Below are 16622 nucleotides of genomic sequence, written 5' to 3'. Positions count from 1 at the left end.
CCGTTACTTCCCTATATCTTTAACCAACCGGTTTTTTATGATTCAGCTTGTAGATATAAACCAGCACATCTGCCACCGGACCATATTGCTCTGCCGGTATCATCTGCCCAACCTCGGCCGACGCATACAGCGCCCGCGCCAACGGCTTGTTTTCGACCACCGCAACGCCGCTTTGCTCCGCTACGGCTACAATACGCAGGGCCAACGCATCCTGCCCCTTGGCGACCACAACCGGAGCTGCATCCTGTCCGGTGCGATAACGCAATGCGACCGCAAAGTGCGTCGGATTTCGTATGACCACATCCGCGCCCGGCACAGCCTGCATCATGCGCGAACGCGCCATTCTTCGCTGCAGCTCTTTAATTTTCCCTTTAATCTGCGGGTCGCCTTCCATCTGCTTGTATTCCTCTTTAATCTCCTGTTTGGACATTTTGAGCTGTCGCTCAAATTCCCACCATTGGTACAGGTAATCAAAAAAGGAAATCACCAGAAACGCTGCCGCCACCTCCAGCAACAGGCCAAGCCCCAATTCCAGCATAGACTGAATCGATCTTGCCAGATCCATATTCATATACTGGGCAAACTTTAAAAGCGCTCCCTCCACAAACCGGTAGATCAAAAACAGCAGTATCGCTATTTTCAGCACGCCTTTGAATGCCTCTATAATGCTTTTCAGTGAAAAAAGCCGTTTGATCCCCTGCAAAGGATTCAGTCTGCTGAACTTGGGCCGGAGCGCCTCAAATGACACCAGAAGCCTTGTCTGTGCAAATGTTGCGGCAACCGCTGCCAATATAGTGATAAGAAGAGGGAGCGCGACGGACCGCGCCAACGCCATCATAGACTGTGCCTTCAGTTCAGTCCCTATGGCGCTCGCGCCGCCGGTCGGCAGGCTTCCCACCAGCCCGATGCAAAAGCGTACCAGCGCGGCCATAGCCTCTGCCATCAAAGGCAAGCCAATGCGAAGCGTCACATAACTGGCAAACAGGGTTGCCACTGCGACCACGTCGCGGCTCATCAAAACATTACCCTTTTTTCGTTCGTCACGGCGCCGTTTTGGTGTCGCTTTTTCGGTCTTTTCTCCAGCCGCCATGCCCGCTCCCCCCTTTCCGGCTGCAATACTATAATATTGTCGTTTTTATCATCTGCTCGATTGCCACCAGCATTTGCTTTTCCATACCCAAAAGGAATTCCCCCATCAGCGGCATGAGCAATGTCACCAACAGCAACCCCAGCAGGATCTTTAATTCAAAGTTGATAGCAAATACATTGATCTGCGGTATTACCTTCATCAGAATACCCATTCCCAGCTGCCCGATAAGCTCTGCAGCCAAAACAGGCAGGCTGAGCTTAAGTGCCAGCACTGTACAGGAAGCGAACAGCTCCAGAAGGCTGGAAACCGCCTGCTCCCCTAATACAGCCGATCCAAATGGAATAATACGGCCTGAATCGAGTAAAATGCGCAGTAGTGTGATATGCCCTCCCGCAGAGAAAAAAAGCAGGACAAGCATGATATTCAGCAAGGTAGAGGTAAGGGATACATTGGTCCCCATAGCAGGATCGTAGTTTTCGGACATATTCATCCCCATTTGCGCATCAATCATATGTCCCGCCAGAAGCGGCACATAAAAGAAGCAATGCATGACCACTGCAACCAGATAACCCAGTGCAAGCTCCAATAAAAGCCGCAGCGCAAGCTCTATTGCCGTTGCCGGCACAGCCACAGCATTCTGTACGGCAAACGCACCGACAAAGACCGCCATAACAAGGCTCACTCCGGCCTTGACCATAGCCGGCACATTCATCCGTCCCCAGAGCGGATTAAAAACAACAAAGCCTGTCATCCGCATCAGGATATACAGGAACAATGTCAGCCCCGCTTCATCTATCATCTTTTTGCTCCCTGTGCGCCTATCCCAGCATTTGTGTAAAAATCATTCTTGTAAAGTCCTGCATGGTATTCAGCATCCATCCACCGCCCACCATACAGAATACTGCGATCAGGAGCAGCTTTGGTACAAACGAGAGCGTCTGCTCATGGATCTGTGTCGCCGCCTGAAAAATAGCAACCAGTATGCCGACCGCCATACTTGCAATCAGCATTGGCCCGCCGATCTTGACTGCAACCCACATCCCCTGCCGCAGAATATCCATCACCTGATTTTGATCCACTATGGCACCCGCCTTTCTCAACCGCTATCGGAAGCCCTGCGCCAGCGTGGAAAACAACAGCTGCCATCCATCCACCGTGACAAACAACAGCAGCTTGAACGGCATGGAGATCATCGCCGGCGGGAGCATAATCATACCCATGCTCATCAATGTGGAAGAAACCACAATATCGATCAGCATAAAGGGGATATACAGAAAGAAGCCGATCTCAAACGCTCGCTTGAGCTCGCTCGTCATATAGGAGGGAACGACCACCCGCATGGACAGCGCCATCGCCTCCTCCTCGGACGCAGGCGCATCCACCTGTGCCAGATCACAAAACATATTCAGCGAGGACTGCTCGGTCTGCCGCAGCATGAACCGCTTCAGCGGGACCTCCGCGCGTTCAAGCGCCTGCTCCTGCGTGATTGCCTGTTGCCGATATGGTTCATATGCGTTTTGCTGTATCTCCGTTAAAACCGGATTCATGATGAACAGTGTTAAAAACAGCGCAATCCCAATCAGCACCATATTGGGCGGGTTCTGCTGTGTCCCTATCGCACTGCGCAGGAAAGACAGAGAAATGATGATCCGGGTAAAGGAGGTCATCATAACCAGGATGGACGGAAGCAACGCGATGACTGTGGTAAGGAACAATACCTCCAGCGTCTGGACGTTATCTCCATTTACATTGATCAGTCCTTCGGGCATGCCCCTTATCCCCCCTTATCCTGATCGTCTCTTCCATGCAGCCTGCGGGAAAGCGTCTCAAAAAAAGCCGCCGGAGCGGTGTCAGCCTTATGCACCGCAGCCGATTTCTTCCATAACTGCGCCTGCTCCTCCGTCAACTCGGCAATCAGGCTGATGTGCTCCTTGGATACTCCCAGAACAAAGCACTGCTCACCAAGCTGAACAACCAGCAGGGACTGGCCGGTCCCTATTGGCAGCCTGTCCAAAACACGCATCCGGCTGCCCACGCCCGCATTCCCCACGCCGCTGCTCAGCCCAATTTTCCGCGTTACCCAGTAGGCTAGGAACAATATAACCGCTGTACACAGCAGCATCCCTGCCAGTGAAAGCAAGGGCGGCATATCAGGCCTGGCCCACGATCGAGCTTACGGTTTTAATAATACGGTCCGGCTTAAAGGGCTTTACGATGAAATCCTTGGCGCCTGACTTGATCGCCTCGATTACCATTGCCTCCTGCCCCATTGCAGAACACATCACTACCGAGGCGTTTGGATCCGCTTTACGAATCGCTTTCAGGGCTTCCAAACCGTCCATGTTCGGCATGGTAATATCCATAATCACCAGATCGGGCTTCAGCTCTGCATATTTCGTAACTGCTTCCGCGCCGTCACTTGCCTCATACAGGTCGGTATAGCCGTTCTCATTCAGCGTATTTTTGACCATCATGCGCATAAAAGCCGCATCATCCACCAGTAAAATCTTCGCCATTGTAAAAACCATCCTTTTTTATAATTACTTGCTTAGGTCTTCCAGTTCCAACGGTTCAATAATCTCGGCAATACGGATGCCAAAGTTATCGTCAACTACCACAATATCACCTTTGGCAATGCATTTTCCATTGACATACAGATCCGCCCGATCCCCTGCCAATCGGTCCAGCACCACAAGAGAGCCCTTTGTATAATTCAAAATATCCTTTACCCGCCGGCGCGTCCTTCCGATTTCGACTGACACGTCCACCGGTACGGACATCAGCAAATCCAGATTGCCCTCCTGCTCTTGCGTTAGCTGCGCCGTCCTGCTGTCCAGCTCCGGCATGACAGGGCTGCTTGTTTTGATTGTTTTCGGCTCCGCCGGCGGCTGAGGCATGTAATACATGGGCGGGTATGGCATCTGCATCCCATACGGGGGATATGGCATCTGCATCTGAGGCTGCGGCATCTCAGCTGCACGAGCAGGTGCCGCTTCCTGTGGCGACTGTACGGCTGCCTGCTGCGGTGTCTCTGCCGACACTTCCGCGGAAGGCATATTCTGTGCCAGCAGCTTTTCAATCTCATCCTGGCTCAACGCCGCGCCGACGCTTGCCTGCTCTGCCACAGGCGATGGAGCTGGGGATGCCGCCGCCTGTGGCGACGGCTCCTCCGGCAGGCCGACATCGGCACCGGAAATGTTAAAGCCCTCCAGCAGTTCACACGCCAGATCCATGCTAAGCGCGCTCATAAATTCACTTTCGACTGCATTTTCAATGCTAAGCTGGAAGCGGACGACAACCATCGTTCCACCTGACGGGAAATATTCCCGCACAAATTCATCCAAGCTCTGTATCTCAAACGCCTGCGGCGTTGAGATATTCACCATGCGATTGAGAAAATCAGACATTGCGGTGGATGCAGCCCCCATCATCTGATTCATGACCTCACAAATCGCACTCATGTTCAGCTCATTGATCTGGAAGTCCTCGTCTTTGGTTTCCGTTCCCAGCAGGATATCCGCGATCGCCCGCACATCGCTCCGTTTGAGCAGCATGATGTTGCTTCCGGTCAGTCCGGCTATGTAATCGATCTTTACACCGATTGCGGGCTGTAGGTCGCCAAGCGTGAAATTTTCGGCGGATACAAGCGATACCTTGGGCGTTGTGATGTCCACACGCCGCGCCAGCATATTGGAAACAGCCGTTGCAGAAGAGCCCAAACTGATGTTGAAAATCTCTCCAATTGCATCCATCGCCATTGGGCTAAACAAACTCGATGCCATTCTTACTGCCTCTCTCCTTCATCTTCTAAGCGCCCCATTTCAGACAGCACATAGGTCTTATCGATCCGAACCGCTTTATTTTTCTGAAACACTCCCATGGTGCCGTCGAACCAACGCTTATCCCCTATATTCAGGAATACCTTTGAATCCTTCGGCTGTCCCAAATCTATCACATCGCCAACATGCAGATGGTAAATATCTGACAATCTCAGCGTTGTGTGCTGCAGTTCCGCAATAATGGGAAGCTCCGAGGCGCGCAGGTAATCCATAATTTCATCGCTGTCATGCTTATTGGGCTGGCGCATGCTGCTGGTTTCCCGATTCATTTGGCTGAACACGTCGCTCAGCATGGTGCCTGGCAGGCATATACTGAAGCGTCCGCTGCTGACAGCCGTCTTTACTGTTATACCAATGATAACAACGGCCTCATCCAGCCCGATCAACTGAACCAGCGTCGGATTGACCTCGACGCGGTTAAACCGGAATCCGATATCAATATAATTTTTCCAAGCGCTGTCCAAACAGTCCACCATGCTCCGCATAAGGTCTGTGTACAGCCTCAGCTCTATATCCGTATACTCATAATCCGATCCGATCTCGCCCTCTACGTCGCCGCTTCCCCCCAGCAGGCGGTCAATCATACTCACCATGATGCCTGTCGTGATATGGAGCAGGATCGGCTCCTTTTCCCCCGTATCCTCCAGCGTATCCTGCACCAGCACCAGCACATCCCGTTCGCTCAAGGCATTGGAAAACTCGTAGTACCGCTGTTCCTCAACGGACTCGACCTCAAGGTCGCATGCCAGATGCAGCATTGCGTTCAATCGGGAGGACAACACCCTGACATAGCTTTCAAAAACACTACTCACCATCTTGAGCCTGTCGCGTGTAAACTTCTTAGGGCTGTAGAAGTCATATTTCGGATACCGCTTTTCTTCAGACTGTGCGGTATTCCCCACTCCCGCGTCAATATTGCCGTTTCTCGCCGCGTTGAGGAGCATATCTATTTGGCTTTGTGATAAAACTTCAGACATGTTATAACAAATCCTTTTACCTGCGTACTGTTATTACTCCTCCAACGCGCCCTCGCGCATGGTGAAATATTTCTCCACACTGTTTTCGGCGCTGCCGGGATCCAGTCCCGTGACCATCAGTTCCACACGCCGGTTGTGCGCCCGCTCTTCCTCGGTGTCAAAGCCATCGATCGGCCGCCACTGCCCATAGCCCACACTCACCAGCTTATCCGCATCAACTACGTTTTTGTTTTGCAGATATACGGTTACTGTCGCCGCACGGTTCGAGGCCAGGAAACGGTCCACCGTCGGGTCGTTTGCCTTATCAGGGGAACCCTGTGAGGTATGTCCCATCACACGCAGTTCGTCAATCAGTTTGCTCTGCGGTTGTATTGCCTTGGCAACCTCGTCCAGCATCCTTTTTCCGCTGTCAAGCAGCTCCCAACTGTCGCCCGCAAAGAAAACCGCATTCTGGAAGGTAATGAACACATAATCTGCCCCCTGGGTGACGGTCATCTGCTGCTGCAGGTTATTCTCTGCGCTGTATTCATTCAGTGCCGCCGCAATCTGTGTGAGAGCCTCCTGCACATCCTGTTCAGTCGTTTCTACCTTATCCTGTCCTCCCATTCCCACAGCCTCCGAAGAAGGCTGCCGCTGGAAGCTCTGCACAAACTGCTGCCATTTCTCTTCATTAATTGTCGACATGCTGTACAGCATAATGAAAAAGCAAAGCAGCAGGGTTACCATATCGCCATAGGTATCCATCCAGTTTGCGCCACCGCCACCGCCCTTTTTTCGTTTCATGCCGTATCGCCCCTCCTATACCGCAGGCAGATCATTATTTTTCTTTTCTGGAGCCCTTCTTCTTTTTCCCTGATTCCCCAGCTTCTCCGCCAGTCGCTTGCTGCTCCAGGTAACCTTCCAGCTTTTCCCTGATAAATTTCGGGTTTTCGCCAGACTGGATCGCCATAACGCCTTCTACGACCAGCTGGCGGCACAGGCATTCCTCTTCATCTCGTGTACGAAGGTTGTTCGCGATCGGGTTGAACACCAGATGCGCCAAAATACAGCCGTAAAACGTAGTAATCAACGCCGTGGCCATAGCCGGTCCAATATCGCTTGCTCCCGTGCTTGATTCCCCCATACCAGCCAGCATCTTGACCAGACCAATCAGGGTGCCGATCATACCGAATGCCGGCGCCGCAGCGGATCCTTTTTCATACATGGAAGCAACGTCGTCATGCCGCGCACTCAGTTGGTCGATGTCACTTGTCAGCATCTCACGCACTTTTTCCGAGTCGTTACCGTCCACAATCAGCATGATGCTTTTCTTAAAGAACGGGTCTTCCAGCTGACTCGCCGGCTCTTCCAATGCCAGCAATCCATTTTTTCGTGCGATCTGAGCAAATTCAACCACTTCATCAATAATGCCTGCCGGATTGAACTTTTTCTGGTTCAGTATGATGCTCAAATGCTTGGGGAACTTTACCAGAGTCTTCATGGGATTGCCCGCGATAACCGTTGCCAGCGTGCCGCCAACTACAATTAAAATACTGGGAATATCTACAAATTGTTCCAGCTGATTTATATCGATCATAGTCAGGGTGTCGCCCATGATAATGCCATAGATGATCATGAAGAAGCCAAACACAATGCCTATGATAAATGTCAGATTCATTTTGCTGCCAATCCCCCTGTCCGGGTTTTTCTATATTTTTTCTATATTTCTTTCAATCTATTTCCAGTCCCTGTTTTGCTTATCAGAGATCGTGATTTCCCGATAAATATCCCGCACCTTGGCCGTATACTCCTCAATCAGGGCAACGACACGCTCCGGTGTTTCCCGCACGATGTAATAGTCATGGTTCATCATAATGATTTTGGTTTCCGGAATAAGTTCAATGGTTTCAATCTGCATATGGTTCAACAGGAATGGTTCCCTGTTCAGCTTTGTCAAGCGGATCATTGTACTACCCCTTTCCCATACAATGCAGGGTGCGGGGCGCGCAATTTACGCGCCCGCCCTGCCAGCCTTTGCTTATCGTCCTGCCTTACCGCTTCATGCTTACCAGATCGGAAAGCATTTCATCGGTCACAGTAATGATTTTTGTGTTCGCCTGAAAACCGCGCTGTGCAGTGATCAGGTCGGCAAATTCAACTGCAATGTCGGTCTTGGACGATTCCAGGCCGCCTGCAATAATCTTGGTCGTGCCGCCCTTGCCGATCGCCAGATCCGACGTCGCCGTATCGGCAGGCATATTGTTCAGATAGGCATCGCCTAAAACACCGGTGCAAGTGCCGACCGTCATATCACCCGCGTTATTACCACCCTGGTAATAGCCGTTGCTGAGCTTGGTCAGGCCGTTCGGGTTGATAACACTCCCTACCGCGATGACGCCGACTGTAATCGGATCGCCGCCGTCAATAACGGCAGTGATTACGCCGTTTTGACCAACACTCAGGTTAACCGCACTCGCTGGTACCGTCTTATTAATATTGACATCCTCACCACCATTCTGGGGATATTCCAGTTGGTTTGTTGCTCCCTGGTCATCCAGGACCGGATACATCGCGCCGTTCTCCTTAATACCCGTACCGTCTCCTTTGGGTGCTGCGAGCGGCAGGCGGATCGGCTGCAGGCAGGTGTTCCACACGACATTGCCCTCTGCATCCGTCATGATATTGCTGCCCGCCCCTTCGGTAATCTGATCTGTACCCTGCGGCATGAAGCCGTATACACAGTTGCCATCCGGAGTCACCAGATACCCGTCGCCGTCCAGCCAGAAATTGCCCACGCGGGTCAGGGTCAGGTTATCGGGATCGGGTTCGTAATAGCCTGTGATCTCTTCCGTAGTACCGTCGTCATTGATTCCCTGTATATTCGACGGCTTTGGCCCTACCAGAAAGAATCCGTTGCCATCCAGATACAGGTGGGAGTTTGTACCGGTCGCCGCATAGGTACCCTGTGCAAAGTTCAGATCGATCGAGCCAATTTTGGAGCCATAGCCAATCTGCGCGGCGTTGGTGCCGCCGTACTGCGCGCCGCCCGCTGTACTTGCCTTGCTCGAAGTGTACATGGATTCCGTAAAAGAGGTCACGCCCGGCTTAAAGCCATATGTATTGGCGTTGGCAATGTTGTTTCCGATTACATTCATCTTCTGCATGTGGGTCTGCAGGCCCGCAATCGCAGCATACATAGAACCTGTCATAAGATACGATATTGCTCCTTCCAAGCATCGCGCTGCCGGAAGCCGTCAAACGGACGAGCTTCCAAAGCCTCCCCCTGTGGGGTCCTGCTTTCTTTATCCTTTACAAAAGAACAGCGCCGTCAATATTGGTAAATACATTGTCTTTCATTTCTTCCTGTGAGATCGCTGTGATCACACGGCTTTGCGGTACATTCACGATAAACGCCCGTGTCGCATCAAACACCAGGATATTTTTTGCGCCCTTCGCCTGTGCGCGTCCAACCGAATCGTTCAGCCGCGCCATCAGGTCACCCGTTATTTCAATGCCGCGCTCCTCTGCACGCTGCTGTGCATGCTTGGACAGCGCCACACCGCCCTCCTGTGCTTCGACGCCAATGCTTTCCAGGCGATGCCGCAGCAGGTCACCGAACGTACCGGTCTCTGGTGCTGTCTGACGCCGCTCCGTTCCCGCTGCTGGGAACGTACCATTCAGACGTTCAATCATAGGCGTTTTTCATCCGCACCACTGTCCGGATCGGTCTCAGGCTTTTCTTCCACCGGCGGTTTTTCCTCGGTTCCGTCGCCCGGTTTTTCCTCCACCGGTGGCTCTTCATCTACCGGCGGCAGTTCCCCGACTGCCATGATCGAGTTCAGCTTATACTTCTTGCCATCCACGAAAATCACCTGCTCGCCGTTTTCGCGTGCGCTTCCCGTCACGGTTCCAACGACCTCGTTCAGCTTGCCATTCACATATTCGCCCACAGTCACAGTCTTTCCAACCAGCGAGGCTGAATAGGACATTGTGGCCGCATCCGTAACAGTGGCCATTGCCTGAATTGTGGACATCTGCATCAGCTGGTTCATCATATCGCTTGTTGAAGCAGGGTTTTCAATATCCTGATTCTGAAACTGTACGATCATCAGCTGCAGAAAGTCTTCCATTGTCAGGGCGAGATTATCTGAACTTCCGTTATCCAGATAACCGGAATTATCGCTTGCTGCTTTCGTCTTTTTTGAGCCGGAGCTCTGCGTATCCGGCACATAGGCCCGCGCCACGGTGGGGGCAAATAAATCGCTCATTCTGTATCACTTCCTTTTTGTCATACGGTTTCCATCTGGTACAGTCCCAGACGGAGCTGGCCTAAAAAGCTGTCCTGCTCTTCCTGGCTGATTGCCGGCTCCTGCGCCCGATGGTTCTGGTGCCGTTCCTGCTGCTGCCGGTTATGCCCATCATACTGCGGCTGCTGGTACTCCTGCTGTGGCACCTGTATCTGAACATGCTGTCCAGTTCGGTCCTCCAACAGTGCTCCCAGGTTGCCCGCATGCTGTGCAAGCAGGGATGCAGTCTTTGCATTGTCCGCATGGATCAACAAACCAATGCCTCCTGCGGTCTGCGTCAACTCAATCGTAATCTTTCCAAGGTGCTCTGGTTTGAGCTGTATTTCCACCTTATCGCCTGTGTTTTTCAGTTCCGCACGCACGGTATCCGCTATACGGGCATCCATATCAGCCGACGCCGTATCCACGGCTTGTGCAGCGTCCGCTACCTTCACCGGCACATTTTCCACATTCTGGAACACAGGCTGTTCCGCCTGTGCGACGGTAACCTGTACCGGCTTTTGTGCGTCTTCAGTAGTACTCTGCCCGGGCGTATTTTCTCCATCTGTCTTTACAGCCGTCGAAAGATACACCGTAGGCTCGCTCTGCTTTATGACCGACTGACCTGTTTGGACGGTCTGCCCTCTTTCTTCTGGCTGCCGTACCTGTCTGGGTATCTCTGATGCGATTTCCTCTACCGGCTGCTGCAGCATGTTCTGCACTTCCGATGCCGCTTGTTGCACACCCGTCCCCTTTGCCGTCACCATTGGATCGACTGTTGGCTGCGGCAGGTTTGCTACCACAGGAACACCGCCGCCAGCCGGCTGCTCTTCAATTGCCGCTGGCACAATAAACTGCTGCACCGCCAGCGCCGCCATCAACTGCTGCGCCGCCGCGGCTTCTTCGGTCCCATTCGCCTCCTGCAATTTTTCTGGTGGCTCTCCGCTGCCCTGCGGCACCTCTATCTCCCCATCAATTTCCTGCGGGGCTGCGGCGTCGTTCTTTTTCCGTGCAAGCAGATCCTGAAAATCGTTTTTAGGCGGATCGTCCGTGCTTACGTTGCCCTTTGCAGAATACTGCAACAGTGATTTGAGCAACGCGATCTGTTCCGTATTCATTCTTCCTCACCTCCTTTCACCGCACCGCTGTCAATGCGCCATTCTGGAAACAACGCGTGCGGCCGACACAAATTCATCAATCATCTGCTCCTCGTTTTTCTGCTCCTGCTTATGATAGGCGTCCAGCTTTTTTTCTTTCAGCTTTTCAATCGTCGCCTTATCTCTTTTGGCTGCAATCACCGCTTCCCGCTTCTGATCTTCTACCCTGCGCAGTTCTTCCAGAGCCTTTGCCGCAGCCTGTATTTCCTTTTCCTGTGTCCGTAGCATAAGGTCATAGCCCATCGCATCCGCAACAGTCATTCCATGCGCCTTGCGGACACGATATTCCTCGTTTACAGAACGGAAGCTTTGGGTAAGGCGGTCCACAACCGTCTCCTGCTCTCTGGTCCTTGCGATAGCAGCCGCATGCTCGGCACGCAGCGCATCCAGCCGCTGCTCCTGATAACGCAGCACCATTTCCATTGAAAAATGAAACTTTTTCATCGCAGCTCCCCGTCTTTTTATCGCTTTACTGGAGAATTTTCCGCATTTGCTGCAGGCTTTGCTCATAGGTAAAGGATTCGTTGATCCCCTGCATCAGGAATGCGTTTATCTTGCTTATTTTAGCGATGGCATTGTCAAGCTTGGGATTCGTTCCTGCTTTGTAAGCACCAATTGCAAGCAAATCCTCATTTTTTTCATAAATGCTCAATATATTTCTCAGTTCACTCGCCAGTCTGATATGCTCCTGCGGTGCGATTTCAACCATCAAGCGGGAAATACTGGCCGATACGTCGATTGCCGGATAATGGTTCGCGTTTGCCAGCTTGCGCGAGAGGACGATATGCCCATCCAAAATACCGCGCACTGTATCTGCGATCGGCTCGTTCGTATCGTCGCCTTCCACAAGCACCGTATACACACCGGTGATCGAACCTTTTTCAAAATTTCCGCTCCGCTCCAACAGCTTGGGTAACTCCGCATAAATGGACGGCGTGTAACCACGCGCTACCGGTGGTTCTCCCACGGCCAGTCCGATTTCGCGCTGCGCCATTGCAAAGCGCGTCAGGGAATCCATCATCAGGAGGACATCCAGCCCTTTGTCACGGAAATATTCCGCGATTGCAGTTGCCACAGAAGGGCATTTCATGCGGAGCATCGCCGGCTGGTCCGAGGTTGCAACAACAAGGATCGAGCGCCGCATCCCCTCTTCCCCCAGATCTTTCTGAACAAATTCCAGCACCTCTCGCCCGCGCTCGCCCACCAGAGCAATCACGTTAATATCCGCTTTCACATTTTTTGCAATCATACCCATCAGCGTTGATTTTCCCACACCGGAGCCTGCAAAAATACCGATGCGCTGTCCCTTCCCAATCGTCAGCGTCGCATCGATCGCACGGATACCAAACTCGATCCGCTCGCGGATCGGCGGTCTTGTCAACGGGTTAATATAGGGACTGTCAACATAGTAGCTTTCCCCCTCTGGGAAAGCCGTCCCTCCGTCTATCGGCTGCCCCATGGCATTAATGATACGTCCGCGCAGGAAATCCCCCACCCGCAGACGAAGCCGCCGCCCTGTATTGCGCACAAAGCTTCCGGGGGCGAGTCCACTCATATTCTGGTAAGGCATCAGCAGCATATGCTCGTTTTTAAAGCCTACCACCTCAGCCAGCACCTGGCTGTTGGACTCCGCAGAATAGATACGGCATATGTCTCCCATCGCCCCCCGCCCACCGGAAGCCTCAATGGACATGCCAATAATATTTTCTATTTTCCCAGTACGGCTCAGCGTATCGCTGTCTCTGATCTGTTGGATGACCCGTTCAAGCATTGCTTTTCTTCCTTATTCCCGCCGATACCGGCTATGCGTTCTCCCGCACGATTGCGCGGATATTATCCAGTTGTGTTGATGCGCTCGCATCGATGATTTCATCCGGCATTTCGACAATACAGGTCCCTGGCTCCGCATCGTGCATCGGCACGATCTTCACATGTCCTGAAAGACCGGACAGCGCAGACGCCAGCGCCGGATCCGCCTGCGCGGCTCCTTTTACATCACAGTCCGCCACATAGATCTGCACCCACTCGCGCCGTTTCAGCTTATCAGTCGCCGCTACAATCATCCTCCGGATAATTTCCTCGCTGCTTTGCAGACTGACATGGATTACTTTTTCCGCGACCGTAATCGCAACCTGCAACAGCTCCTCCTGCAGCCGGTCGATAGAATCATCCCGAATCTGAGCCGCCTGCTGCAAAAAGCGCTGCATTTCCTGGACAGACTGCTGCGCTGCGGCCTCTGTTGCTGCGGCGGCCTCTTTCCGTCCCTTTTCCGCACCATCCGCATAGCCTTGGCTGTATCCTTTTTCGGCCGCCTGCTGATGTATCTTTGCCACCTCAGTCTCGGCTGCCTGCTTTGCCGCCGCGATAATCTCATCGGCCTGCGTATGCGCGTCCCGCAGCAATGCATCTGCTTCCGCACGGGCAAAGGACAGGGAGCGCACCGGTGGCACGCTTTCCTGCACTTCCTCCGGTTCCATGTCGCTGCGCTGCGTCGCCTCGTCCTGCTCGGCGGACTGCGACGGGGGCTCCCCCTCATAGGGGACGCTTTCCTTCAGCCGGACCATTTCCTCCAGCGTATCTGCCATCTGTTCGGTATCTGGAAGCTGATAGTCCTCCGCATGAGGCTTCATAAAATATTTGAGGATATTAGGCAATGATCTCATCCTTTCCACCCTTCAGGATAATGATTTCATTCCGTTCCTCCAAATCACGAATAATGCCAACAATACGCTGCTGCGCTTCTTCCACGTCGCGGATACGCACATTGGTTGTGATTTCGAGATCCTCCTCGATATTCTGCCGCATACGCGACGACATGTTGGCAAACAGCTTTTCTGCCACCTCCCTGTTTGCCCCCTTGAGCGCCAGCACGATATCCCGTGTATCGCAATCGCGCACAAAACGCTGCACCGAACGATCGTCCATCTTGACGATATCCTCGAAAACGAACATGCGTTTGCGGATCTCTTCCGCCAGTTTGCCGTTCCGCTTTTCCAATCCATCGAAAACTGCTTTTTCGCTGGAACGCTCCAAATTGTTCATAATAGCGGCAATCTGGTCGAGTCCGCCGACCTGTACCTTTTCCGCAACGATAATATTGGCAAACTTCTTCTTCAACTCTTCTTCCAGCATTTTTACCGCGCCAGGCGAAGCGCTCTCCATGCGGGCGATATTCTCCACAACACGCAGCTTTTTGTTTGCCGGCAGTTCCTCAATGACTGCTGCAGCCTTATCCGGATCCACATAGGACAGCACCAGCGCAATCGTCTGCGCACGTTCATGCTGTAGCGTGGAAAGAAGCGTTTTCGCATCTGTTTTATCCAGGAAAGAGAACGCACGGTTAGTCAACGCCTTCGTCACCTTACTGAGCAGCTGATCGGCCGCCTGATCGCCAAAGGCTTTTTGCAGCACCGACCGTGCATACTCCATCCCGCCCTCTGTAACCGCCTTATTGGTCAGGCACATCTGGTAAAATTCTTCCAGCACCTGCTCCGTGCGTTCTGTCGGGACATGCCCCAGCTTGGCGACCTCGAGCGTCAACTGCTCCAGTTCATCCGGTCCCATATATTGATAAATACGCGATGCCTTATCTGTCCCCAGCGCAACGATCACTGTGGCGGCCCTTTGCTGCGGAGTCAATTCCTGATCAGCCATTTACACCGTCCCCTTTTAACCAAACCCGTATCATCTGCGCTGCGATCTCTGGATTTTCCTCTGTAAACTTTCGGATATCCTGCTTCAGCTCCATGCTCTTTTCGTTTTGGATATCCAGCAGGTTTTCCCGTTTCTCACGCTCTGCGCGTTCCGCAGCAGCAAGCGCCGCCTGCTGCTCCAGCTCTTCCAGAGCCGCTTTTGCCTTTTTGCGGCGGCGCTGTATGATAAGCAACAGTATCACCAGCATGAGCAGAAGCCCCACCGCGCCCGCGATCGCATATATTGCCCATTTGGGCAGCTGCAGCCCGCCAATCGGCAAGCTATCTGTATTAGTCGGCGTATCCGTGTAGAACGGCGCGATCAGCACATTAATCTTATCTGCCTGTACCTCAGGTGCAATGCCTGCCGCGCGGGCGATATGGCTGGTCAATTGTGCCGCCGCAACATTACCCGCCGCATTCTGATTGATGGTTACCGCAATCATCACATCGGTAACAACCCCTGAATTCTGCTCGCTCTGCTCGGTAGAGGAGTTCACCTTGTAATCCTCGGTTCCTGCGTTTTTGATCCAGGTTTCATCTCCATTGACCGCGTCCTGCGATTCCATGTAAGTTTCAATGTCCGCATTGGACTGCGTACCGACTACACCGCCCGCGGTATTTTCATTTCCCCGCGTCAGCTCCTGGTCATATTCCCGCTGTCCAATGATCCCCTCGCCTTCAGGCGCCCCCTCCGGAGAGGAATAAACCGTATTCTCCTGTACACGCCGGCTGACATCCACCGTGCTGGTCACGCTGACCCGCACGTTGTCCGGCCCGTAAATCGGCGTCAGCGCCTGCATTACTTCCCCGCGCACACGGTTATTTACCTGATTTTCCAGCCGCAGCTTCAGGTCGGACGCCGAGGAGGTCGTGCTGTTTTCTGCGCCCGGCATATAGCTGTTGCCGACCGAATCCGTAACCGTAATACTGCCGAACTCCAGCCCCTTTACGCTGCGCGCAACAAGGTTTCCGATTGCATCAACATAGTTTTCCGGCAATGCGCCGCCATCCTGCATCGTTACAAAAACAGCAGCGGTCGCAGGCGTCGCGTTTTCACTGTCAAGAACATAGCGCTGATCCGAGCCCTCGGAGATATTGACCACCGCGTCCTTAACGCCTTCAAAGCAGCGGATAACCGCTGCCATCCGGTCCTGCAGTTCATAGTTGCGCACCGTGTCCCTATCCGAGTCGCTTGCCATCATACTGATATTGTTGAAATAGGTGTCATAACCGAAGCCTGATTTTGGATAGCCGTCCAGCAGCAGCTTTGCTTTCAGGTCCGGCTCCTGGGCTGCGGGCACTTTAATCGTATCTCCCTCGATCTTATAATCCGCAGCGCCGTACTCTTCCAGCTTTCCCACAATAGCTGATGCCTCATCGGTTGTCAGTCCTGTAAACAGTGTTTCGTAAGGGCGATTGTTCAGCACCACGGCAGCGATAACAGATACGATGATTACCGCCACAATAATAATTGCCGCAGTAACGATCCTTTTCTTTTTATTTTCTCCTTCAAAAAAGCTTTTCACTTTGTTGAGGTTGTTTTGCAGTTTTTCTTTTACCATTACTTCCGCCCTGTTCCCCAACTACCGATACTTCCGG

20 protein-coding genes are annotated in these 16622 nt (G+C 52.8%); all 20 read right to left on the bottom strand.

The features are described from left to right. Nucleotides 1–19: 19 nt before the first annotated feature. Complete coding sequence (gene flhB / locus DBQ51_RS14160; protein ID WP_107631880.1) at nucleotides 20–1090, bottom strand: flagellar biosynthesis protein FlhB; 1071 nt, start codon at nucleotides 1088–1090, stop codon at nucleotides 20–22. A 28-nt stretch (nucleotides 1091–1118) separates the two neighbouring features. Continuing rightward, nucleotides 1119–1889: a flagellar biosynthetic protein FliR gene (locus DBQ51_RS14155; RefSeq protein WP_107631879.1), complete on the bottom strand. Its 771-nt coding sequence runs from the start codon at nucleotides 1887–1889 to the stop codon at nucleotides 1119–1121. Nucleotides 1890–1908: 19 nt separating this feature from the next. After that, a complete protein-coding gene (fliQ, locus tag DBQ51_RS14150) occupies nucleotides 1909–2169 on the bottom strand; it encodes a flagellar biosynthesis protein FliQ (RefSeq protein ID WP_054327098.1) in 261 nt (86 codons plus the stop codon). A 24-nt stretch (nucleotides 2170–2193) separates the two neighbouring features. Further along, nucleotides 2194–2859 (bottom strand): flagellar type III secretion system pore protein FliP, encoded by a 666-nt coding sequence (gene fliP, locus DBQ51_RS14145; RefSeq protein WP_107631878.1) that lies wholly within the window; start codon nucleotides 2857–2859, stop codon nucleotides 2194–2196. A 5-nt stretch (nucleotides 2860–2864) separates the two neighbouring features. Further along, the gene (gene fliO / locus DBQ51_RS14140; RefSeq protein WP_054327096.1) at nucleotides 2865–3239 is read right to left on the bottom strand and encodes a flagellar biosynthetic protein FliO; all 375 of its coding nucleotides are present in this window, start codon (nucleotides 3237–3239) and stop codon (nucleotides 2865–2867) included. A 1-nt stretch (nucleotide 3240) separates the two neighbouring features. Further along, nucleotides 3241–3606, bottom strand: a complete 366-nt coding sequence (locus tag DBQ51_RS14135; RefSeq protein WP_054327095.1) for a response regulator — start codon at nucleotides 3604–3606, stop codon at nucleotides 3241–3243. Nucleotides 3607–3630: 24 nt separating this feature from the next. Continuing rightward, entirely contained in the window at nucleotides 3631–4872 is a 1242-nt protein-coding gene (gene fliY / locus DBQ51_RS14130) for a flagellar motor switch phosphatase FliY (RefSeq protein WP_107631877.1), read from the bottom strand. Between the two features lie 2 nt (nucleotides 4873–4874). Then, nucleotides 4875–5906: a flagellar motor switch protein FliM gene (locus DBQ51_RS14125; RefSeq protein WP_054327093.1), complete on the bottom strand. Its 1032-nt coding sequence runs from the start codon at nucleotides 5904–5906 to the stop codon at nucleotides 4875–4877. Between the two features lie 33 nt (nucleotides 5907–5939). After that, nucleotides 5940–6689: an OmpA/MotB family protein gene (locus DBQ51_RS14120; RefSeq protein ID WP_107631876.1), complete on the bottom strand. Its 750-nt coding sequence runs from the start codon at nucleotides 6687–6689 to the stop codon at nucleotides 5940–5942. Nucleotides 6690–6723: 34 nt separating this feature from the next. Then, entirely contained in the window at nucleotides 6724–7563 is an 840-nt protein-coding gene (locus tag DBQ51_RS14115) for a motility protein A (protein ID WP_107631875.1), read from the bottom strand. Between the two features lie 57 nt (nucleotides 7564–7620). Next, nucleotides 7621–7851 (bottom strand): flagellar FlbD family protein, encoded by a 231-nt coding sequence (locus tag DBQ51_RS14110; protein WP_054327090.1) that lies wholly within the window; start codon nucleotides 7849–7851, stop codon nucleotides 7621–7623. 85 nt (nucleotides 7852–7936) lie between these two features. After that, the gene (locus tag DBQ51_RS14105; protein ID WP_082397028.1) at nucleotides 7937–9094 is read right to left on the bottom strand and encodes a flagellar hook-basal body complex protein; all 1158 of its coding nucleotides are present in this window, start codon (nucleotides 9092–9094) and stop codon (nucleotides 7937–7939) included. 100 nt (nucleotides 9095–9194) lie between these two features. Then, entirely contained in the window at nucleotides 9195–9578 is a 384-nt protein-coding gene (locus DBQ51_RS14100) for a TIGR02530 family flagellar biosynthesis protein (RefSeq protein WP_054327088.1), read from the bottom strand. Continuing rightward, entirely contained in the window at nucleotides 9575–10153 is a 579-nt protein-coding gene (locus DBQ51_RS14095) for a flagellar hook capping FlgD N-terminal domain-containing protein (protein WP_107631874.1), read from the bottom strand. Before DBQ51_RS14095 ends, DBQ51_RS14100 begins: the two co-directional genes overlap by 4 nt. Nucleotides 10154–10173: 20 nt before the next feature. Then, entirely contained in the window at nucleotides 10174–11289 is a 1116-nt protein-coding gene (locus DBQ51_RS14090; RefSeq protein WP_107631873.1) for a flagellar hook-length control protein FliK, read from the bottom strand. A 30-nt stretch (nucleotides 11290–11319) separates the two neighbouring features. After that, nucleotides 11320–11772: a flagellar export protein FliJ gene (fliJ, locus tag DBQ51_RS14085; RefSeq protein WP_054327085.1), complete on the bottom strand. Its 453-nt coding sequence runs from the start codon at nucleotides 11770–11772 to the stop codon at nucleotides 11320–11322. 25 nt (nucleotides 11773–11797) lie between these two features. Next, nucleotides 11798–13099: a flagellar protein export ATPase FliI gene (gene fliI, locus DBQ51_RS14080; protein WP_107631872.1), complete on the bottom strand. Its 1302-nt coding sequence runs from the start codon at nucleotides 13097–13099 to the stop codon at nucleotides 11798–11800. Between the two features lie 31 nt (nucleotides 13100–13130). Then, nucleotides 13131–13991, bottom strand: coding sequence for a FliH/SctL family protein (locus DBQ51_RS14075; protein WP_082397026.1), 861 nt, complete (start codon nucleotides 13989–13991; stop codon nucleotides 13131–13133). Further along, a complete protein-coding gene (gene fliG, locus DBQ51_RS14070) occupies nucleotides 13975–14982 on the bottom strand; it encodes a flagellar motor switch protein FliG (protein WP_054327083.1) in 1008 nt (335 codons plus the stop codon). Before fliG ends, DBQ51_RS14075 begins: the two co-directional genes overlap by 17 nt. Beyond that, nucleotides 14975–16585: a flagellar basal-body MS-ring/collar protein FliF gene (fliF, locus tag DBQ51_RS14065; RefSeq protein ID WP_054327082.1), complete on the bottom strand. Its 1611-nt coding sequence runs from the start codon at nucleotides 16583–16585 to the stop codon at nucleotides 14975–14977. Before fliF ends, fliG begins: the two co-directional genes overlap by 8 nt. Nucleotides 16586–16622 lie beyond the last annotated feature (37 nt).

It is taken from the genome of Agathobaculum massiliense (genome assembly GCF_900291975.1).
Classification (GTDB): Bacteria; Bacillota; Clostridia; order Oscillospirales; family Butyricicoccaceae; genus Agathobaculum; species Agathobaculum ammoniilyticum.
The sequence above is the reverse complement of the archived record's forward strand: the minus strand, read 5'-3'. Positions and strand labels throughout refer to the sequence as shown.